The organism is Streptomyces sp. NPDC044061, from assembly GCF_056434305.1.
On record NZ_JBWKFL010000005.1, the window covers coordinates 203,222 to 225,608 of the forward strand.

The 22,387-nt window shown below is 72.6% G+C and carries 21 protein-coding genes and 1 pseudogene; 13 read left to right on the plus strand and 9 right to left on the minus strand.

What is annotated here, in order from left to right:
- Window positions 1–69: 69 nt before the first annotated feature.
- The 8 genes from AC07CM_RS10330 to AC07CM_RS10365 all read left to right on the plus strand — a co-directional run bounded on the left by AC07CM_RS10330 (window position 70) and on the right by AC07CM_RS10365 (window position 9,695).
- Entirely contained in the window at window positions 70–906 is an 837-nt protein-coding gene (locus AC07CM_RS10330; RefSeq protein WP_478875921.1) for an undecaprenyl-diphosphate phosphatase, read from the plus strand.
- A 171-nt stretch (window positions 907–1,077) separates the two neighbouring features.
- Complete coding sequence (locus AC07CM_RS10335; RefSeq protein ID WP_478876127.1) at window positions 1,078–1,755, plus strand: FadR/GntR family transcriptional regulator; 678 nt, start codon at window positions 1,078–1,080, stop codon at window positions 1,753–1,755.
- The gene (locus tag AC07CM_RS10340) at window positions 1,752–3,206 is read left to right on the plus strand and encodes an amino acid permease (RefSeq protein WP_478875922.1); all 1,455 of its coding nucleotides are present in this window, start codon (window positions 1,752–1,754) and stop codon (window positions 3,204–3,206) included. Before AC07CM_RS10335 ends, AC07CM_RS10340 begins: the two co-directional genes overlap by 4 nt.
- Window positions 3,207–3,238: 32 nt before the next feature.
- On the plus strand, window positions 3,239–4,255 hold the full coding sequence (locus AC07CM_RS10345) for an asparaginase (protein WP_478876128.1): 1,017 nt from the start codon (window positions 3,239–3,241) through the stop codon (window positions 4,253–4,255).
- Between the two features lie 124 nt (window positions 4,256–4,379).
- Window positions 4,380–5,792: an aspartate ammonia-lyase gene (aspA, locus tag AC07CM_RS10350; protein WP_478875923.1), complete on the plus strand. Its 1,413-nt coding sequence runs from the start codon at window positions 4,380–4,382 to the stop codon at window positions 5,790–5,792.
- 48 nt (window positions 5,793–5,840) lie between these two features.
- Window positions 5,841–6,779 (plus strand): glutaminase, encoded by a 939-nt coding sequence (locus tag AC07CM_RS10355; RefSeq protein WP_478875924.1) that lies wholly within the window; start codon window positions 5,841–5,843, stop codon window positions 6,777–6,779.
- Window positions 6,780–6,915: 136 nt separating this feature from the next.
- Window positions 6,916–8,310 carry a polyprenol phosphomannose-dependent alpha 1,6 mannosyltransferase MptB gene (gene mptB, locus AC07CM_RS10360; RefSeq protein ID WP_478875925.1) on the plus strand — a complete coding sequence of 465 codons (1,395 nt, stop codon included), beginning with the start codon at window positions 6,916–6,918 and terminating at the stop codon, window positions 8,308–8,310.
- Window positions 8,307–9,695: a glycosyltransferase 87 family protein gene (locus AC07CM_RS10365; RefSeq protein ID WP_478875926.1), complete on the plus strand. Its 1,389-nt coding sequence runs from the start codon at window positions 8,307–8,309 to the stop codon at window positions 9,693–9,695. The genes mptB and AC07CM_RS10365 overlap by 4 nt, the downstream gene beginning before the upstream one ends.
- Window positions 9,696–9,754: 59 nt before the next feature.
- Here the strand turns inward: AC07CM_RS10365 and AC07CM_RS10370 are convergent.
- Window positions 9,755–10,588, minus strand: a pseudogene (locus AC07CM_RS10370) (D-alanyl-D-alanine carboxypeptidase family protein); the annotation flags it as partial.
- Window positions 10,589–10,689: 101 nt separating this feature from the next.
- A complete protein-coding gene (gene rho / locus AC07CM_RS10375; protein ID WP_478875927.1) occupies window positions 10,690–11,835 on the minus strand; it encodes a transcription termination factor Rho in 1,146 nt (381 codons plus the stop codon).
- Between the two features lie 465 nt (window positions 11,836–12,300).
- Here rho and AC07CM_RS10380 point away from each other — a divergent pair, with 465 nt between their 5' ends.
- Window positions 12,301–13,182 (plus strand): hypothetical protein, encoded by an 882-nt coding sequence (locus AC07CM_RS10380; protein WP_478875928.1) that lies wholly within the window; start codon window positions 12,301–12,303, stop codon window positions 13,180–13,182.
- 8 nt (window positions 13,183–13,190) lie between these two features.
- Here AC07CM_RS10380 and AC07CM_RS10385 read toward each other — a convergent pair whose 3' ends face one another.
- Window positions 13,191–13,589 (minus strand): nuclear transport factor 2 family protein, encoded by a 399-nt coding sequence (locus tag AC07CM_RS10385; protein WP_478875929.1) that lies wholly within the window; start codon window positions 13,587–13,589, stop codon window positions 13,191–13,193.
- A gap of 72 nt (window positions 13,590–13,661) precedes the next feature.
- On the opposite strand from AC07CM_RS10385, the gene AC07CM_RS10390 reads away from it, so the two are divergent.
- Entirely contained in the window at window positions 13,662–14,225 is a 564-nt protein-coding gene (locus AC07CM_RS10390; RefSeq protein WP_478875930.1) for a PadR family transcriptional regulator, read from the plus strand.
- A gap of 4 nt (window positions 14,226–14,229) precedes the next feature.
- Window positions 14,230–14,979, plus strand: coding sequence for a class I SAM-dependent methyltransferase (locus AC07CM_RS10395; RefSeq protein ID WP_478875931.1), 750 nt, complete (start codon window positions 14,230–14,232; stop codon window positions 14,977–14,979).
- Here the strand turns inward: AC07CM_RS10395 and AC07CM_RS10400 are convergent.
- The 6 genes from AC07CM_RS10400 to AC07CM_RS10425 form a co-directional block, all read right to left on the minus strand.
- Window positions 14,957–15,700 carry a GntR family transcriptional regulator gene (locus AC07CM_RS10400; RefSeq protein ID WP_478875932.1) on the minus strand — a complete coding sequence of 248 codons (744 nt, stop codon included), beginning with the start codon at window positions 15,698–15,700 and terminating at the stop codon, window positions 14,957–14,959. The two genes, AC07CM_RS10395 and AC07CM_RS10400, sit on opposite strands and share 23 nt — an antisense overlap.
- 130 nt (window positions 15,701–15,830) lie before the next feature.
- Window positions 15,831–16,997 carry a serine hydrolase domain-containing protein gene (locus AC07CM_RS10405; protein ID WP_478875933.1) on the minus strand — a complete coding sequence of 389 codons (1,167 nt, stop codon included), beginning with the start codon at window positions 16,995–16,997 and terminating at the stop codon, window positions 15,831–15,833.
- 156 nt (window positions 16,998–17,153) lie between these two features.
- Window positions 17,154–18,122, minus strand: coding sequence for an acetylxylan esterase (locus AC07CM_RS10410; RefSeq protein ID WP_478875934.1), 969 nt, complete (start codon window positions 18,120–18,122; stop codon window positions 17,154–17,156).
- A 210-nt stretch (window positions 18,123–18,332) separates the two neighbouring features.
- Window positions 18,333–18,917 carry an Rv1733c family protein gene (locus tag AC07CM_RS10415; RefSeq protein WP_478875935.1) on the minus strand — a complete coding sequence of 195 codons (585 nt, stop codon included), beginning with the start codon at window positions 18,915–18,917 and terminating at the stop codon, window positions 18,333–18,335.
- 226 nt (window positions 18,918–19,143) lie between these two features.
- Window positions 19,144–19,908, minus strand: a complete 765-nt coding sequence (locus tag AC07CM_RS10420) for a ferredoxin reductase (protein WP_478875936.1) — start codon at window positions 19,906–19,908, stop codon at window positions 19,144–19,146.
- On the minus strand, window positions 19,901–20,506 hold the full coding sequence (locus tag AC07CM_RS10425; RefSeq protein WP_478875937.1) for a sulfite oxidase-like oxidoreductase: 606 nt from the start codon (window positions 20,504–20,506) through the stop codon (window positions 19,901–19,903). The genes AC07CM_RS10420 and AC07CM_RS10425 overlap by 8 nt, the downstream gene beginning before the upstream one ends.
- 169 nt (window positions 20,507–20,675) lie before the next feature.
- Between AC07CM_RS10425 and AC07CM_RS10430 the strand changes: the two genes are divergently transcribed.
- Window positions 20,676–21,602 (plus strand): NADP-dependent oxidoreductase, encoded by a 927-nt coding sequence (locus AC07CM_RS10430; RefSeq protein WP_478875938.1) that lies wholly within the window; start codon window positions 20,676–20,678, stop codon window positions 21,600–21,602.
- The gene (locus AC07CM_RS10435; RefSeq protein ID WP_478875939.1) at window positions 21,599–22,354 is read left to right on the plus strand and encodes a GNAT family N-acetyltransferase; all 756 of its coding nucleotides are present in this window, start codon (window positions 21,599–21,601) and stop codon (window positions 22,352–22,354) included. Before AC07CM_RS10430 ends, AC07CM_RS10435 begins: the two co-directional genes overlap by 4 nt.
- Window positions 22,355–22,387 lie beyond the last annotated feature (33 nt).

A 22,387-nucleotide genomic window follows, 5' to 3' on the forward strand; every position in this document is an offset into this window, starting at 1 on the left:
CGTGCACGCCCGGGCATAGTGAGTACTGTCTACAGCACTGTCGACCAACTATCCTCAGTATTGGATCCCATGAGCGCCATCTCCGTCGGTCAAGCCGTCGTCCTCGGAGTAGTCGAGGGGGTGACCGAGTTCCTCCCCGTGTCCTCCACCGGCCACCTCAAGATCGCCGAGGGGCTCATGGACATCCCCGTCGACGACAAGTCCGTCGTCGGGTTCTCCGCCGTCATCCAGGTCGGCGCCATCGCCGCCGTGCTCGTGTACTTCTTCAAGGACATCAAGCGGATCGTCTCCGCCTGGTTCCGCGGTCTGACCAACCGCGAGGAGCGCTACCACCACGATTACAAGTTCGCCTGGTGGGTGATCGCCGCGACGGTCCCGATCGTGCTGGTGGGCCTGGCCGCCAAGGATCTGATCGACGGCCCGCTCGCCTCGCTCTGGGTGGTCGCGGCCTCCCTGATCGTCGGCTCCGGCGTGATGTGGGCGGCCGACCAGATGGGCCGGCACAAGCGCGGCGAGGACGACACCTCGTTCAAGGACGCGATGCTGGTCGGCTGCTCGCAGATCCTCGCCCTGCTCTTCCCCGGCTTCTCCCGCTCCGGCGCCACCATGTCCACCGCGCTCATCCTGGACCTGGACCGGGTCGCGGCCACCCGTCTGTCGTTCTTCCTCGGCATCCCGGCCCTGACCGGCGCCGGCATCTACGAGCTCAAGGACGCCCTCGGGGCGGGCGTCGGCGCCGCGCCGCTCGCGGTCGGCACGATCGTCTCCTTCGTGGTCGCGTACGCCTCCATCGCCTGGCTGCTGAAGTTCGTCGCCAAGCACTCCTTCAACGCGTTCGTGATCTACCGGATCGTCATCGGTGTGGCGCTCCTCGGCCTGCTGGCCACCGGCACGCTCGCCGGCTGAGCGAACTCGCTGATCACCCACGGGGTGCGGATGCCTGCATTCAGGCGCCGCACCCCGTGAATGTTTCCTTACCGGCTTGTCTTGACAGTTTCCACCGGCAACCCGCAGGATCGCTCCGTGAACCTGTCAGACAGCCAGACAGGTGGCCCGGCTCCGCGGCGCGTCAGCGCCATGGAAGCGGTTCTCGGCCACCTCCGCGGTGCCATCGAACGCGGCGAGTACGCGATCGGCGACAAGCTCCCCTCCGAGGCCGAGCTGTGCCGCACCCTCGAGGTCTCCCGGCCCGTGCTCCGCGAGGCGCTGCGCGCGCTGCAGACGATGGGCCTGACGGTCTCCCGGACCGGCAAGGGCACCTTCGTCGTCGCGAGCGCCGTCGAGGACCCCACCTTCGGCGACTACGCGGCCAGCGACCTGCTCGAGGTGCGCCGCCACATCGAGGTCCCGGTCGCCGGCTACGCGGCCGCGCGCCGGACCCCGGAGAACCTGGACCACCTGGCCCACCTGCTGGACCGCATGGAGCGGGAGACGGACACCACCGCGTGGGTCGCCATGGACACCCTCTTCCACCTCGCCGTGGCCGAGGCCGCCCAGAACCCGGTCTTCCGCCGGGTCATCGAGGAGATCCGCGACGCACTGGCGCGTCAGTCGGCCTTCCTCAACGAGCTGGGCGGGCGCCGCGAGCAGTCCAACCGTGAGCACCGGGCGATCGTCGAGGCGCTGACGGACGGTTCCGAGCACGACGCCGTCGAGGCGATGAGCCACCACCTCGACCGCGTCGAGACCACCCTCACCGACATCGTGCGCTCCGGGCGCACGGACCACCCCACGGAAGGCGGACCCGAGGCGTGAGCGAACAGCACCTCAAGGACGAGACGCGCCCCCCGTCAGGCCATGTCGCCGACCACGTCGACGCCGGGGACGCGGGCTACAGCAAGAGCCTCAAACACCGCCACGTCAACATGATCGCCATCGGCGGAGCCATCGGCACCGGCCTCTTCCTCGGCGCGGGCGGCAGGCTCGCCGAGGCCGGACCCTCCCTGTTCGTCGCGTACGCCGTCTGCGGCGTCTTCGCCTTCCTCGTCGTCCGTGCCCTCGGCGAACTCGTCCTGTACCGCCCCTCCTCCGGCGCCTTCGTGTCGTACGCCCGGGAGTTCATGGGCGAGAAGGGCGCGTACACCGCGGGCTGGATGTACTTCCTCAACTGGGCGACCACCGGGATCGCCGACATCACGGCGGTGGCCACGTACACCCACTACTGGGGCATGTTCTCCGACATCCCGCAGTGGGTGATCGCGCTGACAGCCCTGGCCGTGGTCCTCACGGTGAACCTGATCTCGGTGAAGATCTTCGGTGAACTGGAGTTCTGGTTCGCGATCGTGAAGGTCAGCGCGCTGGTGGTCTTCATGTGCATCGGCATCTTCCTGCTGGTCACGCAGCACCCGGTCGACGGCCGCACCCCCGGCCCGTCCCTGATCACCGACAGCGGCGGCATCTTCCCCAACGGCCTGCTGCCCATGCTGCTGATCATCCAGGGCGTCGTCTTCGCCTACGCCTCCGTCGAGCTGGTCGGCGTCGCCGCCGGTGAGACCGAGAGCCCCGAGAAGATCATGCCGAAGGCGATCAACTCGATCATGTGGCGCGTGGGCCTGTTCTACGTCGGCTCGGTCGTCCTGCTCTCGATGCTCCTGCCCTGGAACAAGTACAGCGCCGGCGAGAGCCCCTTCGTGACGGTCCTGTCGAACATCGGTGTCCCGGCGGCGGGCGGCGTGATGAACCTGGTCGTGCTCACCGCGGCCATGTCCTCGCTCAACTCCGGTCTGTACTCCACCGGCCGCATCCTGCGCTCCATGGCGGTGAGCGGCTCGGCCCCGAAGTTCACCGCGCGGATGAGCCGCAGCCAGGTCCCGTACGGCGGAATCCTGCTCACCAGCGGTATCTGTGTCCTCGGCGTCGGCCTGAACTTCGTCGTCCCGGCGGACGCCTTCGAGATCGTCCTCAACTTCGCGGCGATCGGCATCCTCGCCACCTGGGGCATGATCATGCTCTGTCACCTGCTCTTCTGGCGGAAGACCCAGAGGGGCGAACTGACCCGGCCGTCCTACCGGCTGCCGGGCTCCCCCTGGACCGAAGTCGTGACGCTGGCGTTCCTCGCCTCCGTCCTGGTCCTCATGTACGCCGACGGCGGCGCCGGACGCACCACCGTGCTGTTCCTGCCGCTGATCGCCACGGCGCTGGTCGCGGGCTGGTACGGCATCCGCGGCCGCATATCGCGCAAGTCCACCACCGGATCCGACGCGTGACCCGCGCGGCACTCCCCGACAAGCAGGCAGTGATGTACAGCAGTTCCCCCGCGGACGCACCCCTGATCCGCGAACCGCTCCACGCCCCCGTGGCCCACCTCATCCGCGGTGGGGTCGTCGAGGGCATCCACTACGGCTCCGTCGTCGTCCTCGGCGCCGACGGCCAGGTCCGGTTCCAGCTCGGCGACATCGAGGCCGCGTTCTACCCACGCTCGGCGCTCAAGCCCGTCCAGGCCGTGGCCATGCTGCGGGCCGGGCTGCCGCTCGACGGTGAGCTGCTCTCGCTGGCCGCCGCGAGCCACTCCGGCGAGGAACGCCACCTCGCCGGCACCCGGCGGATCCTCGAACTCGCCGGGCTCACCGAGGACGACCTGCGCAACGTGCCCGACATGCCGTTCGACCCGGTCGTGCGGGACGCCTGGGTCCGGGAGGGCCGGCTGCCCTCCCGCCTCGCGCAGAACTGCTCCGGCAAGCACGCGGCGATGCTGTGGACCGCCAGGCTCAACGGCTGGTCCCTGGAGGACTACCTGGATCCGGCGCACCCGCTCCAGCAGGCGGTCGCCGAGATCGCCGAGGACCTGACCGGACAGCGGGTGGCCCGGGTGACGGTGGACGGCTGCGGCGCGCCCCTGTTCTCCGTCTCCCTGCACGGCCTCGCCCGCGCGGTCTCCCGGATCGTCTCCGCCGCGCCGGGCACGCCCGAGGCCCGCGTCGCCGACGCGATGCGCGAGCACGCCGAGATGGCCTCCGGCTCGGGGCGCGACGTGGCCGCGCTGATGCGGGCCGTCCCGGGCCTGCTCGCCAAGGACGGCTTCGAGGGCGTCCAGGTGGCCGCGCTGCCCGACGGCCGGGCGATCGCGGTCAAGATCGCCGACGGGGCGAACCGGGCGCGGATCCCTGTCGCGGCGGCTGCGCTCGCCCGCGCGGGCGTCGACCCGGACCTGCTCACGGAGTTCGCGGGTGAGCCGCTGCTGGGTGGTGGGGAGCCGGTGGGCTGCGTGCAGCCGGTGCGCGCCCTGGACCCGGTGCCGCTCACCGCTTGCGCGTAGCGCCTCGCAGCAGGCCGTCGGGGGACCGCGGGTCGTCGCCGGTCTGCGGGCCCTTCGTGGTCGATCGCGCAGTTCCCCGGGCCCCTGCTCCCACCTCCGTACCTCAGAAAGAGGACCCCACCTCATGACCGCCGCCACCACCCGCAGCGAACACGACCTGCTCGGTGACCGTGACGTTCCCGTCGACGCGTACTGGGGTGTGCACACCCTGCGCGCGACGGAGAACTTCCCCATCACCGGCACCCCCATCTCCGCCTACCCGCATCTGATCGACGCCCTGGCCGCCGTCAAGGAGGCCGCCGCCCTCGCGAACGAGGAGCTGGGCCTGCTGGAGCCCCGGAAGGCGGCCGCGATCGTCGCCGCCTGCCGGGAGATCCGGGACGGCAGGCTGCACGACCAGTTCGTCGTGGACGTCATCCAGGGCGGCGCGGGCACGTCCACCAACATGAACGCCAACGAGGTCGTGGCGAACCGCGCGCTGGAACTGCTCGGACACGACAAGGGCCGGTACGCGCACCTGCATCCCAACGAGGACGTCAACCTCGGCCAGTCGACGAACGACGTCTACCCGACCGCCGTCAAGATCGCGACCGTGTTCGCGGTGCGCGGCCTGCTGAAGGCGATGGCCGTCCTGCAGGACGCCTTCGCGCGCAAGGCCGTCGAGTTCCGCGACGTGCTGAAGATGGGCCGCACCCAGCTGCAGGACGCGGTGCCGATGACCCTCGGCCAGGAGTTCTCGACGTTCGCCGTGATGCTGGACGAGGACCGCAGCCGGCTCGCCGAGGCCGTCGAGCTGATCCACGAGATCAACCTGGGGGCCACGGCCATCGGTACGGGCCTCAACGCCCCGGCCGGATACGCCGAGGCAGCCCGCCGGCACCTCGCCGCCATCACCGGACTGCCCCTGGTCACCGCGGCCAACCTGGTCGAGGCCACCCAGGACTGCGGTGCCTTCGTCCAGATGTCCGGCGTGCTCAAGCGGATCGCGGTCAAGCTCTCCAAGAGCTGCAACGACCTGCGTCTGCTGTCCTCGGGGCCGCGCGCGGGCCTGGGCGAGATCAACCTGCCGCCGGTGCAGGCCGGTTCGTCGATCATGCCGGGCAAGGTCAACCCCGTCGTCCCCGAGGTCGTCAACCAGGTCGCCTTCGAGGTGATCGGCAACGACGTCGCCATCACCATGGCGGCGGAGGCCGGACAGCTCCAGCTCAACGCCTTCGAGCCGATCATCCTGCACTCCCTGTCCGAGTCGATCACGCACCTGCGGAACGCCTGCCTCACCCTCGCCGAGCGCTGCGTGAACGGCATCACCGCCAACACCGAGGTGCTGCGCGCGACCGTCGAGAACTCCATCGGCCTGGTCACCGCGCTCAACCCGCACATCGGGTACACGGCCGCCACCGACATCGCCAAGGAGGCCCTCGCCACCGGCCGGGGCGTGGCCGAACTAGTCCTGGAGAAGGGCCTGTTGCCCGCCGAGCGGCTGGCCGACCTGCTGCGTCCCGAGATCGTCGCGGGCAGCGGGGCACCCGCCGCCTGACCTGCGGACACGTTGCTGCGGTTACGCCCCAGGACGGCCGGAGGCACAATGGTGATCATGACAACGACGTCGTCCCTCACCTTCCTGCCGGTCCTGGAGCGCATCGCCGAGGAGATAGAACGCACGCCCGGCCGCGGGCGCCCCGCCGACTACATCCCGGCCCTCGCGGCCCGCGATCCCCGCAGCTTCGGCATGGCCGTCGCCGAGCTGGACGGCACGGTGTACGGGGTGGGGGACTGGCGGCAGCCCTTCTCCACGCAGTCCCTCACCAAGGTCTTCACGCTCGCCCTGGACCTGGCCCGCGAGGGCGACGAACTCTGGGAGCACGTGGGCCGCGAGCCCTCCGGCAACCCGTTCAACTCGCTGGTGCAGCTGGAGTACGAGAACGGCATCCCGCGGAATCCTTTCATCAACGCGGGCGCGCTGGTCGTGACCGACCGCCTCCAGACCCGTACCGGGGACGCGGCCGGGGAACTGCTGGCCTTCCTGCGCACCGAGAGCGGCAATCCCTCGCTGGACTTCGACAAGGAGGTCGCCGCCTCGGAGAACGCGCACGGCGACCGGAACGCGGCCCTCGCCCACTTCATGGCGTCGTACCGCAACATCGACAACGACGTGCCGGTGCTGCTCGACCAGTACTTCCGGCAGTGCTCCGTCGCCGCCTCCTGCGCCGACCTGGCCCTCGCCACCACGTTCCTCGCCCGGCACGGCATCCGCGCCGACGGCACCCGGCTGCTCACCCGCAGCCAGGCCAAGCAGGTCAACGCCGTGATGCTGACCTGCGGCACCTACGACGCGGCCGGTGACTTCGCCTACCGCGTCGGGCTGCCCGGCAAGAGCGGCGTCGGCGGCGGCATCATCGCGGTCGTCCCCGGCCGCTGCACGCTGTGCGTGTGGAGCCCGGGGCTGGACGAGCGCGGGAACTCGGTGGCCGGGGTGGCGGCCCTGGACCGGTTCACGACTCTCACCGGCCTGTCCGTGTTCTGAGTGTTCCGAGCATCCGGCCGGCCCGCACCGGTTCAGGCGGCACTGCTCACACGCTGGTCACACGCAGGCCGCCCGCTGGTGAGAGGACTGTCGTCTTCCGGCCATCCCGCGTTGACACGCTGACCCAGTGTTGGCCATGGCTTTCCCCGTCGATCTCCGCCGCTGCCAGGTACTCGGTCTGGCCGGTACCGCCTTCCTCGCGCTGGGCGGTGAGACCGCCGGTGCCCTGCCCGTCCAGGACCTCTTCGCCCCCGCCTCCGCGCAGGCCGCGCTCGGGCTGGTCGGCGTCTACTTCGGTGTAGTGCTGCTGATAGCGGCCTGGGTGCTCCTCGGCCGTCTGGTGCGCGGTCCGCAACCCCCCACCCAGCGGTCCCTTTTGGTGGTCCTGGCCGTCTGGGCGACCCCGCTGCTGCTCGCGCCCCCGCTGTTCAGCCGGGACGTCTACAGCTATCTCGCCCAGGGCGCCATGGTCGACGCCCACATGGACGTGTACGCCCAGGGGCCCGCGCAGCTCGGCGGCCCGCTGGCCGACGAGGTCGCCCCGGTGTGGCAGCACACGGCCGCCCCGTACGGACCCGCCTTCCTGTGGCTGGCCTCCGCGCTGTCCGGACTGACCCGCGGCCAGTTGCCCGAAGGCCTGCTCGGCATGCGCCTGGTCGCCCTGTTCGGGGTGGCCCTCATGGCGGTGGCGCTGCCCCGCCTGGCCCGGCACAGCGGCGCCGACCCCGCCGCCGCGCTGTGGCTCGGCGCCCTCAACCCGCTGGTCCTGCTGCACCTGGTCGCGGGCGCCCACAACGATGCGATCATGCTCGGCCTGCTGGGCCTCGGCCTGGTCGCCGCACGCGGCCGGTGGCCCGTCCTCGGGGCGGTGCTCGTCACGCTGGCCGCCCTGGTCAAGGCGCCCGCCGCGCTCGGGCTGCTGGCGGTGGTGGCCCTGCAGATCCGCACCCGCCGCACCCCGCTGTGGGCCACCCTGACGACGGTGGCCGCCGCCGCCGCGACCACGGTCGCCGCGACCGCCGTGGCCGGAACGGGGTACGGCTGGATCCGCGCCCTGGACACCCCCGTCTCCCCGCACAACTGGGCGCTCACCAGCCTGCTGGGCCGTGCCACCGGCGCGCTGCTCGACCGCCTCGGCAGCGACCTGGCCCCGCTGGCCGTACCGGTCTGGCACCTGCTCGGCCTCGCGGCCACCGCCTGCGCCGTGCTGCTGATATGGCTGCGGCTGCGCCCGCGACCGGTGTACGCCCTCGGCCTGAGCCTCCTGGCCGTCGCCGTCTTCGGCCCGGCGATCCGCCCCTGGTACGTGCTCTGGGGCCTGTTCCTGATAGCGGCCGCAGGGCCCAGCGCCCCGGTACGGCACCGGGTGGCCGCCCTCGCCGGTGTCCTGGCCCTCGCGGTGCTGCCCAGCGGCGGCCCGGCGGACGCCGGCCAACTGGTCCTCGCGGTCTCCGGCGGGCTGCTCGGCGTGGTCGTCCTGTGGCAGGCCCACCAGACGGCCCGGATCCCGGCCCCGGGACGGACGGCATGACCGGGCCGCTGCCGCGCACCGACCGGGGCCGACTGCTGCTCGTCCTCGCGCTCGCCGTCGCGGTCGTCGCGTTCACGGCGACCGTGCCGCTGCTGCGCGACTTCTTCGACCTGCGCGTCTACTACGGGACCGTGCACACATGGCTGCGCCACGGCGGCCGGATCTACGACTACCGGGTGCCGGGGACGTCGTACGGCTTCACCTATCCGCCGTTCGCCGCGCTCGCCATGCTGCCCCTGGCGCCGATGGGCCGGCACACCGCGATCGTGGCCTCCCTGCTGGCGAACCTGGGCGCGCTGGCGGTGGTGCTGCGGATCCTGGCCGGGCCCCGCTGGCGGCGGCACGGCTGGTACCGCTGGTCGCTGGTCCTGTGCGGCCTGGCCCTGTTCGAGCCGCTGCGGGACACCTTCAGCTTCGGCCAGGTGAACCTGGTGCTGCTCGCGCTGGTCCTCGGCGACTCCTGGCTGCTGGCGAGCGGGCGGGGCCGCTGGGCGGGCGTCGGGATCGGACTCGCAGCCGCCGTGAAGCTCACGCCCGCCCTGTTCATCGGCCTGTTGCTGCTCGCCCGGCGGTGGCGGGCGGCCGGGGTGGCGACGGCCGTGGCCCTCGCGGCGACCGGGCTCGCCGCCTGGGCGGACCCGGCCGCGTCACGCTTCTACTGGACCCGGGCACTGTGGGACACCGGCCGCGTCGGACGCCTCGACTACGTCTCGAACCAGTCGCTGCAGGGCGTCCTGGCCCGGCTCGGCGAACCGGACCGGGCGCTGTGGGCCGCGGCGGTCCTGCTGGTGCTGTGCGCGTGGGCGTGGCGGGCCGGCCGGGCGGTGGCGGCCGGGGACTGGACGGCGGCCTTCGCCCTCACCGGCGCGGCGGCCTGTCTGGTCAGCCCGATCACCTGGGTGCACCACCTGGTGTGGCTGCTGCCTTCCCTCGCGGTGCTGGCGCGCGCCGGGCACCCGCGGCTCGCGGGCGGCCTGTACGCGGTGCTGTGCACCAGCGTGGTGTGGCTCTGGTTCGAGGACGCCTCGGGTGTCGACGGCTTCGTCGGCAGCAACACCTACACCTGGATCACGCTCGGCCTCCTGCTCGGCCTGCCGGTCGGTCAGCCGTCCGCGTCCCGGCCGCCCTTGGACCGCAGCGCCCGCGCCACGGCCCATGCGCCGAGCCCGGCCAGACCCGCGACGGCCGCGGTCCGCGACCAGTCGGAGTCGTCGTCCGGTGCCGGGGAGGCGGCCGCCGCCACGGGAGCGGCGGAGGCCGTGGTGCGCGAACCGGTGCGCAGAGCGTCCAGCGAGCCGACCGGATCGACCCGCCCGGCCGCCGCGAAACCCCAGTCGAGCAGCTCGCGGGCCTCCTCGTACACGGTGAACCCGCCACCCGCCTGAGGGTTCATCACCGTCACGACGAGGGTACGCCCGCCCCGGCGCGCGGCGGCGACGAGGGTGTTGCCCGCGTTGGTCGTGTAGCCGTTCTTGACGCCGATCAGCCCGGGGTAGGGCGCCACACCGTCCTCGCCGGTCAGCAGGCGGTTGGTGTTCTCGATCTCGTACGGCCATCCGTCGCCGGGGAACTGGGCCTTGGCGGTGGAGCAGTACCGGGCGAAGTCGGGGTTGCGCAGCCCCTCCCGGCCGAAGACCGCCAGGTCGAACGCCGAGGAGACCTGGCCGGGGGTGTCGTAGCCGTCGGGGGAGACGACATGGGTGTCCAGGGCGCCCAGCGAGCGGGCCCTGGCCTGCATCCGGACAGCGGTCTCGTGCCAGCCGCCGTCCAGGGAGGCGAGCACGTGCACGGCGTCGTTGCCGGAGCTGAGGAAGACGCCGCGCCACAGGTCGGACACCTTGTAGGTGTGGCCCTCCTCGACGCCGACCAGGCTGCTGCCCTCGCCCACGTCCGCCAGTTCCTGGTACCGCACGGTGTGCTGCCGCTCGGCGGGCAGGGTCGGCAGCACGGTGAGGGCGAACAGGGTCTTCAGGGTGCTCGCGGGCGGCAGCTTGCGGTGCGCGTCGCTCGCGGCCAGCACCTCGCCGCTGCCGGCGTCGGCCACCAGCCAGGAGAGCGCGGAGAGCTCGGGCACCTCGGGCGCACCGCGGCGCGCCCGCACCTGGGTGCCGGAGTGGTAGAGCAGGGACGGTTGCGGAACCGCCGCCCGCGGCGCCGGCGGTGCGGGATCCCCCGCACGGTGTGCGGTGGCGGCAGCGGCCGGCGAGAGCGCCAGCACGCCCGCCACGCACAGGGAACAGGCTGAGACGGCCGTCCGACGAGAGAATCCGGTGATCATATGATCAACCTAGGAAGGGTTGGGTGGGGTGGCGCGCTGCCCGGGCCGGACGGCCTAGCGGAGCAACCCGGATGCCGCACGCGGGAGCGCCCCGGCGTCCCTCAGCCCGCGGGCAGGGTCGGCTGGACGCGGCGCAGGAAGGCCGCGTTGTCCGGGGTGTCCCGCATCCGCTCCAGGAGGGTCTCCAGGGCGGCCGGACCGCCCTCACGGGAGCGCAGGGCGCGGCGCAGGCCCCGGGTCGCCGTCAACTCCGCAGGGGTGAGGAGCAGTTCCTCGCGCCGGGTGCCGGTGGGGTCGATGTCCACGGCCGGGAAGACACGGCGGGCGGCGAGCTCCCGGTCCAGGCGCAGCTCCATGTTGCCCGTGCTCTTCAGCTCCTCGAAGAAGTAGCCGTCGGCCCGGGAGCCGGTGTCCACCAGAACGGTGGCGAGGATGGTGAGCGAGCCGCCCTCCTCGGCCGCCCGGGCGGCGCCGAAGAACCGCTTGGGGCCGAGCAGCGCGCCGGCGTCGACACCGCCGCTCAGCGTGCGTCCGCCGGCGGCGGAGGCGTTGTTGTGGGCCCGGCACAGCCGGGTCAGGGAGTCCAGCAGGACGACGACGTCCTCGCCGGCCTCGACCAGCCGCTTGGCCCGCTCGACGACCAGGTCGGCGAGGGCGATGTGCTCCTTGGGCGCCCGGTCGAAGGTGGAGGCGTACACCTCGCCGCGCACCGAACGGCGCATCTCGGTGACCTCCTCGGGCCGCTCGTCCAGCAGGACGACCATCAGACGGCAGTCGGGGTGGTTGCCCGCCACGGCCGCGGCCAGCTGCTGGAGCAGCACGGTCTTGCCGCTCTTCGGCGGTGAGACGATCAGTCCGCGCTGGCCCTTGCCGACCGGCGCGAACAGGTCCGTGACCCGTCCGGCCAGGCCGGACGCCGGGTGTTCCAGGCGGATCCGCTCGTGCGGGTGGAGCGGGGTGAGGTCCCGGAAGTGGCGGCGGCCCCGCAGATCGCCCGGGGCGCGCCCGTTGACCTGCGCGACCTCGGTCAGGGCGCGCTGGGCGCCGCGCACGCCCTCGACGAGATCGCCCCGGCGCAGGCCGTGACGGCGGATCAGCGCGGGCGGTACCTGCGGGTCGGCGGGGGAGGACAGGCAGTTCACGGCCCGCAGATGCCCCTTCCCGTGTGCGTCGATGTCGAGGACGCCGGTGACGAGCGGGGCGGCCGGGGTCTGCTGTACGTGCGGGGGTTCGAGTGTGGTGGTCATGGTGGTCCTTTCACGGACGGAAGCCGGGAAGAAGGGCGAGGAGGGGGAGAAGCCGCAGGACTGGAGGGCGTACGTGCCTCTGGGCGGCGGGAACGGCACCTCACGGCGAGGTGGTGTCGAGAAGCTGATGCGCCGGGTCGGAAACGACGGGCGGATCAGCGCGGAAGGAGAAAACGGCACCGGCGCCCACAAGGGGGCGTGCACGAGTGCTGTCAGCACGGTACCACTCGACGGCTCGGTCCGGCTGTGCCCACATCAACACGTCTGTTGCCCGAACTGTTCCCGTGGCGGGAAGCGACGCCGCCTACGATCGGGCCCGTTCCCGTCCGACGGATCCCAGAAGAGCGCGGTGGAGACGACTCCCGCAGCCGGCGGCTTGTCACCGACCCGCGCCAGATGTCCTCACACCGTAACGATCCCGGACGTCAAGGGACTTGACCCGCAACCGTGCACTATCGTCACGACATGTCCACGCCACCGCAGCCCCCGCAGCCGGCCGGCCAGCCCGCGCCGCAGCCCGGGCAGCCCGCGCCGCAGCCCGCGATCCCGACGCAGCCGACGGCCTACCCGTACCCGAACCCGCAGTCCCCGCCGCCCGGGAACTTCTACGCGCAGCCCACGCTGGTCGGACAGCCCGCCCAGCCGCAGCCGGGGATGCCGGCGAACCCCTACACGCAGCCGCCGCAGTACGGCCAGGTGCCGACTCCGCCGGCGGGTGGCGGCGGGGCCGGGCGGACGGTGCTGTGGCTCGCCGTCGGCGCGGTCGTCGCCTCCGCCGCGTGGGCGGCGGGTGTGTTCCTGATCGGCGGCAGGGGCGACAGCGCGGACCTGCGCGGCTACTCGGCGCCCTCCAACATGTGCTCGGGCGCGGACTATTCATCCTTCAAGGACGAGTACCCGGAGAACGGCACCTCGCCGACGCACAGCTCCCTCGAGGACAAGGCGCTGGACGAGAGTTACTGCAGCCTGAGCCTGAAGAAGTCCGGCTCCACGTACGCGGACGCCTATCTGTCCATCCAGGTGGACCTGCACCGCAGCACCGACCCGGGGCCGGAGTTCACGGCCACCTGGAAGAACTACGGCGACAGCCACACGGGTTACGACGTGAACCCGGTCAAGGGGATCGGCGACGAGGCCTACCTCGTCAGCCAGGACACCACCAGCGGCTCCTCCAGCGGCTCCCGCTACGCCACGCTCGCCGTGCGCGACGGCTGGGTGACGTACACGATGAGCTACAGCGCCTACCTCAGCTCGTACGACCAGGACAAGAACCCGCCCGCCCTCACCGACGTGTCCGACTGGCTGAAGACGGACACCAGGGCGACGCTGGCACGACTCAAGGACTGACGGTCCATTCAGGCGGTCCGCGCCTCCGCCTCCTTCGCGATCTGCTCGAACCGCGCGCCCATGGCCTCTGCGAGGGCGTGGGCGCCCGACAGCGGACGCACCATGACCATGAAGTCGTCGATCAGACCGGCCTCGTTCACCCGCAGGAAGTCGCAGCCGGTCAGTTCGCGGTCGCCCACCCGGGCCGTGAAGACCAGCGCGTGGTCGGCGTCGTCGGGCGCGCCGATCTCGCGGACGTACCGGAAGTCCTGGAACACCTGGGAGACCGCGCGCAGGATCGCCGCGGTGATCGCCTTGCCGCGGTAGGGCTTGAAGACCACCGGGCTGGTGAAGACGACGTCCTCGGCCAGCAGCGCCTCGACGGCGTCCAGGTCGCCCGCCTCGACGGCCTCGCGGAACGCGCGCATCGGATCACCTCGTATAGTCAATTAATTGAATAGGTGCGGATGAGATTAGTCGCCGGCTGCTAGCGTGTCCACATGTCGCTCAAGTACGCCGTCCTGGCCGCCCTGCTGGAGGGCGAGGCCTCGGGCTACGAGCTGTCGAAGGTGTTCGACGTCTCGCTCGCGAACTTCTGGCCCGCCACGCCCCAGCAGCTGTACCGGGAGCTGGAGCGCCTCGCGCAGGACGGGCTCGTCGAGGCCCGGACGGTGCAGCAGGAACGCCGGCCCAACAAGCGGATGTTCACCCTCACCGAGGCCGGCCGGGCCCAACTGCGGTCCTTCGCCGATGAACCGCCGAAGCGGCCGACCGCCGTCCGCGACGAACTCCTCATCAAGATCCAGGCCATGGACGGCGGCGACCCGGAGGTGACCCGGGCGCTGATCGAGGAGCGCCGGGGCTGGGCGCGCGGGAAACTCGACCGTTACCAGCGGGTGCGGGACCGCTTCCTGGACGGGCGGACCGAGGAGGAGTACCTGCGCACGGCCGACCGGATCGGCCCGTACCTCACCCTCATGGCCGGGATCGCCTTCGAGGAGGAGAACCTGCGCTGGTGCGAGCGCGTTCTGAAGGTGCTGCGACAGCGGATCCCCCTAGGCTGACGGGATGTTCAGCCCCGAAGGCCCCACGCTCCGCGAACTCGCCGTGCAGGCGCTGTCGTCCGTCGAGCACGGCTACGACCTGCTGGCCCCGAAGTTCGACCACACCCCCTTCCGGACCCCCGGGTCGGTGCTGGATTCGGTGGCCAAGGCTCTGGCCCCGCTCGGCCCGTTCGACGACGGGCTCGACCTGTGCTGCGGGACCGGTGCCGGGACCGACGTCCTGGCCGGACTGTGCCGTCACGGCGTCACCGGAGTCGACTTCAGCGCGGGCATGCTCGACGTCGCCCGGCGCCGGGTGCCGTCCGGCGGGCCGGGCGTCGCCTGGGTGCGCGGCGACGCCCGGGCCCTGCCGTTCACGGCCGCGTTCGACCTGGTGGTCAGCTTCGGGGCGTTCGGTCATTTCCTGCCCCGGGAGCTGCCCGGGCTGTTCACCCAGGTCCACTCGGTGCTGCGGCCGGGCGGCCGCTTCGCATTCCCGGTCCTCGCCCCGCCCCGGCCCTCCGGCCCCGCCTACTGGATGCTGCTCGGCTTCGACGTCGTGATGCGGGTGCGCAACGCCCTGTGGCGACCGCCGTTCGTCATGTACTACCGGACCTTCCGGCTCGGCGACGTGCTGGAGGAACTGGCACACGCCGGTTTCACGGTCGATCTGCGCGCTCTGCCCGAGTTCGGCCGGCGCGACGACGGCAGCCCGCGCGCCCGGCTGGTGGTGGCGCGCCGCAGGGACGGCGCTATCCCGCCGCAGGCATCGTGAACTCGTAGACCAGCGCGTCCTGTTCGGCGTTCACCACCAGCTCGGTGATCTCCAGCGGGCGCGCGTACTGGTCGTGCACCCGGCGGGTCACCCGTACCGAGGAGGCGTCGCCGAGCTGGGTGATGGAGTCCCGGTGGTGCAGGGTCAGACCGGCCTTGCGCATCCAGTCGTAGGCCCGGCGCAGCTGTGCGGGGGTGGCCCCGTCGGCCCGGTCGCGGTAGCGGCCCAGCTCCGCGACCTCGGCCAGCGCCACGGTCGAGAACGACGTCACCGCCGTGCGCAGCGAGCGGCCGTCGGGGGTGGCCGACCGGTAGCGGTGCACCAGCGTCGGCCGGTGCGGGGCCAGGCCCAGCGCCTTCGCGTGCTCCGGCGGCGGCTCCTCCCAGGTCACCGTCGCCCGGTCCACCGCCCACGGGTCGGCCGGCCGGGCGCCGACCGGGAAGCTGAGGGAGACCGGGTCCTCGACCGGGCGGCCCGGCAGGGTGGCGTGGCTGCCCCGCCGGTCGGTGGCGACCAGACCGCCGCGGCGCAGCACCTCCAGCGCCTGCCGGACGGTCTCCCGGCTGACCCCGAAGTGCCGGGCCAGATGCCGCTCGCCCGGCAGCCGCTCACCGGGCGGAATGGTGCCGTCGTGCAGTTCGTCGAGCAGCAGCGACGCGATCCGCCAGTACAGGGGCCGGCCGTCGGTCTGCGGGGGTTCGTGCGGGGTGGTGCGGGCCATGCCGCGCCTCCTGATGGTCACAAGAAGTAGCCGTGCGGGCTCATTGCGCGACCACATCTAGCATTGGTCTAAACCACGAGGGAAGAGTGGTCTGCCGGTTCGGCCGAAACCCACCCGCGCGACCGGGGTGTCACAGGGCGCTGTACACGGCCTCCACCAGTGCCGTCTTGCGCGGATCATCGGCGATGTGCGGCCCCATCCGGTTCATCGCGTACCCCAGCGACACACCTGCATCGGGATCGGCGAGCCCGCAGGAGCCTCCGAATCCGTCGTGTCCGAAAGCCCGCGCATTCGGTCCGTACGAGCCGCCCGGTCCGCTGAGCCACACCCCGAGCCCGATCTCCGTCTCGTTCTCGAAGCCGGCCCCCAGCACCAGATCGCGGCAACTGCCCTGCCCCTCGCGCACCCGCTCCGCCGCCTCCGGGGACAGGATCCGCCGGCCGCCGAGAGAGCCGCGACCGGCGAAGACGCCGTACAGGGCGGCGACCGCCCGCGCGGTGCCGTGCCCGTTGGCCGCGGGGATCTCCGCCGCGCGCCACTCGGGCGTGTTCGCCTGCGCCGCGCCCACCAGCGGATTCGCCAGCGCGGCGATCGCGGCCGGTGCCAACTGACCAAAAACCGAGGCCCGTTCCCCGTCCTTCGCGGAACGTCCGTGCGTCATCTCCGCCGCCCGGCCGGACTCCTTCGGCGGCAGGCCGATGGTGAAGTCGAGGCCGAGCGGTCCGGTCACCTCACGCTCCAGGAACGCCCCCGGCAGCAGCCCCGAGACCCGCCGTACCACCTCGCCGACCAGGAAGCCGTAGGTCAGTGCGTGGTAGCCGGACCGGGTGCCGGGCTCCCACCACGGCTCGGTCGCCGCCAGCCGCGCGGTCGTCAGCTCCCAGTCGTAGAGCTGCTCGACGGAGTGCGGCTCCCGCAGCCCGGGCAGTCCGGCGCGGTGCGACAGCAGATGCCGTACGAGCACCCCTTCCTTGCCCGCCGCCGCGAATTCCGGCCAGTACGCGGCCACCGGCCGGTCGAGGTCGAGCAGGTCCCGGTCGGCGAGGATGTGCGCGCACAGGGCCACCGGCCCCTTGGTGGTCGACCACACGTTGACCACGGTGTCCCGCTCCCACCGCCGGGTGCGGGCCGGGTCGGCCCAGCCGCCCCACAGGTCGACCACCGGCTCGCCGTCGACGGTCACCGTCACCGCGGCACCCAGTTCCCCGCGCTCCCGGAAGTTCTCCCCGAACGCCTCCCGTACCGCCGCGAATCGCGTGTCGCAGTGACCCTGAACCTGTGCCTCGTGCGCGGACATCGCACCTCCGTCGTCGCCGGACACCCGGGGCGCGACGCCGCGACCCGGGGAGTACCGAACGTACCGACTGGTCGGACTGGAGGGAAGGTGGTGTTCGGGCCGTGGTGCATTCAGCAGAAGGACACCCCCGTCGGGGGCGTGGAGAACCGCGCTCCCTCAGGCGTACGACCGCAGCCAGCGCAGCTTGCGCGCCTCCTGGAACGGCCCGCCGCCCTCGTGGTCGTTGAAGTCGTACACCTCGATGGCCTTGTCCTCGTGCGCCCAGGCGTTGAACGCCGCGAAGACCGTGGACGGCGGGCAGGTCTGGTCCTCCAGGGCCGCCGAGAAGAGGGCGGGGGCCCGGCCGCGCGCCGCGAAGTGCACACCGTCGAAGTAGGACAGGGTGCGCAGCACGTCGGCGGCCCGACCGCGGTGCGTCTTCAGGAACAGGCCTATCTCCCGGTACGGATGACGGTCCGTCACCGTCGCGGCGCGCGGGAAGTCGCACAGGAACGGCACGTCCGGGGCCACCGCGACCAGATCGGGCACCAGAGCGCCGACGGCGAGGGCGATGCCGCCGCCCTGACTCTCCCCGATCACCGCGGTCCGCGCCGCGTCGGTGAGCGGGTGCGAGCGGGCAGCCTCCACCGCGCGCACGGCGTCCGTGAACACGCGGCGGTAGTAGTAGTTCTCGGGCGCGTCGATGCCCCGCGTCATGAACCCGGGATACGCGGGCGCGGCGCCCACCGGGTCCGCCGTGCCGCCCCCACCGCCCCAGACGCTGCCCTGTCCGCGCGTGTCCATCACCAAGTGCGCCCGGCCCGTCGACGCCCACAGCAGCTTCTCGTGCGGAAGCCCCCGCCCGCCGCCGTAGCCGATGAACTCCACCACCAGCGGCAGCGGTTCGGTGGCCCCCGCCGGCAGCCGCAGCCAGCCCTTCACCGGGTGACCGCCGAACCCGGCGAACGTCACGTCGTACACCCGCACCGTGGCCAGCCCGGTGTCCACCGGCTCGAAGCGTGCGCCCAGGTCGTGTTCGCGCGCCTCCTGGAGTGTCTTGCCCCAGAAGGCGTCGAAGTCCTCGGGTGCGCCGGACTCGCTGCGGTACGCGCGGAGTTCGTCGATCGGGAGGTCGAACAGGGCCATCGACAACCGCCTTTGCGGAGGGAGCGTGAGGGAGGCTGCGGGACCTCACCGTACGTCGGTCATCGGATGAATCGCCAGGCCGGTGCGGGGGGCGGGCCCCGTTCGTCGCCCCGCACCCGCGGTCGATGCGCAGGCGAAAGAGGGGAAATCGCTTGCTGTGAACGCCCGGTGCGGTGGACACCGGCCCTGCGGTCATCGGGTCACTGCCGGTCAGGTCCTTGGCTGGTTCCACTTCGGTCCCGTGCGGGCCCACTCCCGTTCCCACTCGGCCAGCCGGTGGCGCAGCGCGATCCGGCGCTCCACGGAGTGCCCCAGCAGGACCATGGCCGCCGCACCGCCCGCCGCGCACACGCCGATGGTGACCGTGTGCTGCCAGACCGCGACGTCGTCCGGCGGCGGGGCCACGCTGCGGCCCCGGGCGTCGAACCACACGGTGACCACGTCACCGGCCCGGGTCCCCGCCGGCACGCGGGCCAGTGCCGTCCGCGTCCCCTTGCCCGCCTCGGTCCAGCGGACCTGGGCCCGGTAGGGGTGATCGCGGTCGCCCTGCACGGTGCGCAGCCGCTCGGGCGAGTTGGCGATCACCACGGCCCGCACATGGTGCCGCTCGGCCCGCTGCGCCACCGCGAGCGACTGCGCCTCGTCGTAGCCGCGCAGGCCAGCCGCCACCCCGACCAGGGGTGCGACCACGAACAGCAGGACGGAGACCACCAGCGCCGCCCACGCCTCCACGACGTCCGAGCGGCGCCGCAGCGGATTGCGCCGCCAGCGCCAGCCACGCACCCGGGTACGCATGTCCACCTCCTCGCCGCCGGAGCCGGAGAGCCGGGCGAACCCTGGCACCGGTTCGTCCGACCCCGCCGCCGTACACGAGCGGCCACATCCGTCTCGTACCCCGTACGGCGCAGCTCGCTCACGCCACCTGCCGCGAGTTCAAGCCTCGTGCAGCAGGGCGCACCGGGCACGGCACGACGCATGCGCCCCACGGCCGGTCGAGCGGTCGCCCGCCCAGCCCGGGCGCTCAGCCGAAGCGTTCGATGCGGATCCGGTCGACCGGCTGGCCCGCCTCGACCAGCAGGCGCGAGGCGTGCTCGGCGAACCCGTTGGAGCCGCACACATAGGCCTCCCACCCACCGGGAGGCTGCTCGGCCAGGAGGGGCGCCACATGTGCTGCCGCCATACGCCCCACCCCCAGACCCTGGGGGGCGCTGCGCGTGAACACTGTCGTCGTCTCCCCGCCAAGTTCCCGGGCGTAGATCAGCTGCTCGGGGCTGCGCGCCGACACCAGCATCCGCAGCGGTACGGCGATACCCCGCGCCCGGTGGTGCCGCACCATCGACATCAGCGGTACGACCCCGGAACCGGCCCCGAGGAGCAGGGCGGGCCGGTCGCCCGGCCAGGCGAAGAAGCCGCTCAGCGGGCCGCGCACCTCGACCGTGTCACCGGGCCGGGCCAGCGTGTGGAACCAGCCCGAGACCTCGCCGTCCGGCACATGGTCCAGGGTCAGCTCGATGTGGCCGGAGTCGTCCGGCGCGGAGGCGATCGAGTAGTGGCGCTGAGCCACGTAGCCGTCCTCCGCGGTCAGCCGCAGCATCAGGTGCTGCCCGGGCAGATGCCCGGCCCAGTCGGGCACCGCGAGCCGGAAGGTGGCCGCGTGCGGAGTCTCGCGCCGGATCTCCGTCAGCGTCGCCGTCTGCCACACCGCCGCCACCTGGTCGCTCACGGCGATGCGCCCGGGCACGGCGAAGCGCGAGGGGGGAGTGAAGGCCGTCGCCGTCTCAGTCACCGGAGTACCGCTGCTCCTCCCACGGGTTGCCCCGCACGTGGTATCCGTTGCCCTCCCAGAAACCCGGCTCCTCCTGGTCGAGGAGCGTGATCCCGGCGATCCACTTGGCGCTCTTCCAGAAGTACAGGTGCGGCACCAGGAGCCGGGCCGGGCCGCCGTGCTCGGGCGCGAGCGGCTCGCCGTCGAACTCCCAGGCGATCCAGGCCCGCCCGCCGGTGAGGTCCGCGAGCGGGAGGTTCGCGGTGTAACCCGTGTGCGAGTAGGCGATCGCATGGGTGGCCGACCCATGGGGCCGGACCACATCGAAGAACGTGTCCAGCGAGACGCCGCCGAAGCGCACGCCGAACTTCGACCAGCCGGTCACACAGTGGATGTCGCCCTCGTACGACGAGGCGGGCAGGGCGCGCGCCCCCTCCCAGTCCCAGGTGTGCGGCCGCTCCACCAGTCCGTCGAGGCGGAAGGACCAGTCGGCCGGAGCGAGGTCCGGGGTGACCTCGGCGGACAGGACGGGCCAGTCGTCCCCCGCGTCGTACTGTCCCGGGGGCAGCCCCGGGTTGGCGACGCGCGGGCGACCCGTGAAGCCTCGGGTGACGTTCATGTTTCAACCGTACGCTGTCGGTGCGGGTGCTCCGTCCCAGGTCAGTGCCCCGGTCGTTGCGGTCGTATGAACTCCGGTCAGGGCCGGGAATAGCCGCACGCCACCGCTCCTTGCACGCTGAGTGCCGGCCGGTGCGCCGGTGAGAGCACGACGGAAGCGAGGAAAGAGGATGCCCAAGGCGTATGCCTTCACGCGGTACGGCGGCCCGGAGACCGAGGCGCTGACCGACGTGGAACGGCCGAGCCCCGGTCCCGGCCGGCTTCTGATCGCCGTGCGGGCGGCGGGAGTCAACCCCGTCGACTGGAAACAGCGCTCCGGCTTCCGCCGCCCCGGCGAGACCGGGGAGCGCGTCTTTCCGGCGGTCTTCGGCAACGAGGCCGCCGGTGTCGTCGAGGAGGTCGGCGAGGGCGTGACCGGGTTCGCCGTGGGCGACGCGGTGTTCGGCAACGCCGTGGACGGCGCGTACGCCGAGTACGCCCTGCTGGACGCCGGAGTCACGGCGCACAGGCCCGCCGGCCTGTCGTTCGCCGACGCCGCCACCCTGCCGGTCGCCGCGGCCACCGCGTACGACGGCGTCCGCCAGCTCGCCCTGCCCGAGGGCGCGACCCTGCTGGTGACCGGCGCCGGCGGCGGGGTCGGCGCGGCGGCAGTGCAGATCGCCCGCGCCTTCGGGGTGCGGGTCGTGGGCGTGGCGAGCGAGGGCAAGAAGGACTTCGTGGAGTCGCTGGGCGCCGTGCACGTGCCCAGCGGCCCGGACCTGGCCGAGCGGGTGCGCGCCGCCGTGCCCGAGGGCGTCCACGCGGTGTACGACCTGGTGGGCGACGGGACACTCGCCGAGGTGGCCACCCTGCTCACCGACCGGACGAAGCTGATCACCGCCGGTGCCCCGCCCGAGACGGTCGCCGAGCTGGGCGGTTCCCGGGTCGCCCGCGCCCGCACCGCCGCCGTCCTGGACGCGGTGGCGGACCTCGTCCTGCGCGGGGCCCTCAACCCGCACGTCACCGGCACCTTCCCGCTCGACCGGGCCGAGGAGGCCCTGCGCGCCGTCGAGGACGGCCACGCCCGCGGCAAGATCGTGATCGAGGTGGCCGGATGAGCGAGCCGACCCCTGTGGGCGCGCCGAGGGCGGCCGGGGCACGGCACGTCCTGGACAACCCCGCCCTCGCCTCCCTGACCGGTCCGCACGCCCACTTCGCCGAGCGGCGCGGCCGGGCGCTGCGCTACCAGCTCGACGTGTCCCCGTGGCTGGCCCTGCCCGACGAGCCGGACGCGGACGACTGGGCGGACGTCGCCGCGCTGGCCGGACCCGGCGCCGAGGTGCCGCTGGCGGGCTACCACGGAGAGGTGCCGGACGGCTGGGAGATCACCTTCCGGATCGAGGGCGTCCAGTTCGTGGACGACGGTCTCGCCGCCGCACCGGACGCCGAGGCGGTCCGCCTCGGCCCGGCGGACGTGCCCGAGATGCTCGATCTGGTGGCGCGCACCCGGCCCGGCCCCTTCCTGCCGCGCACCGTCGAACTCGGCACCTACCTCGGCATCCGCCGCGAGGGCACCCTGATCGCCATGGCGGGGGAGCGACTGCACCCGCCGGGCTGGACCGAGATCAGCGCGGTGTGCACCGACCCGGCCCATCGCGGCGAGGGACTGGCCACCCGGCTGATCCTCGCGGTCGCGCACGGCATCCGGGAGCGCGGCGAGACCCCGTTCCTGCACACCAGCGCCCAGAACACCAACGCCATCCGGCTCTACGAGTCCCTGGGCTTCCGGCTCCGCCGCCGCACGGCCTTCCTCGCGGCGCGGGTACCCGAACGTCTGGCGGACGGGCGGGCGGCCGTACCGGTGCCGTGATCGCCCTCCGTCCCGGGCCGGACCGGTCGCGGC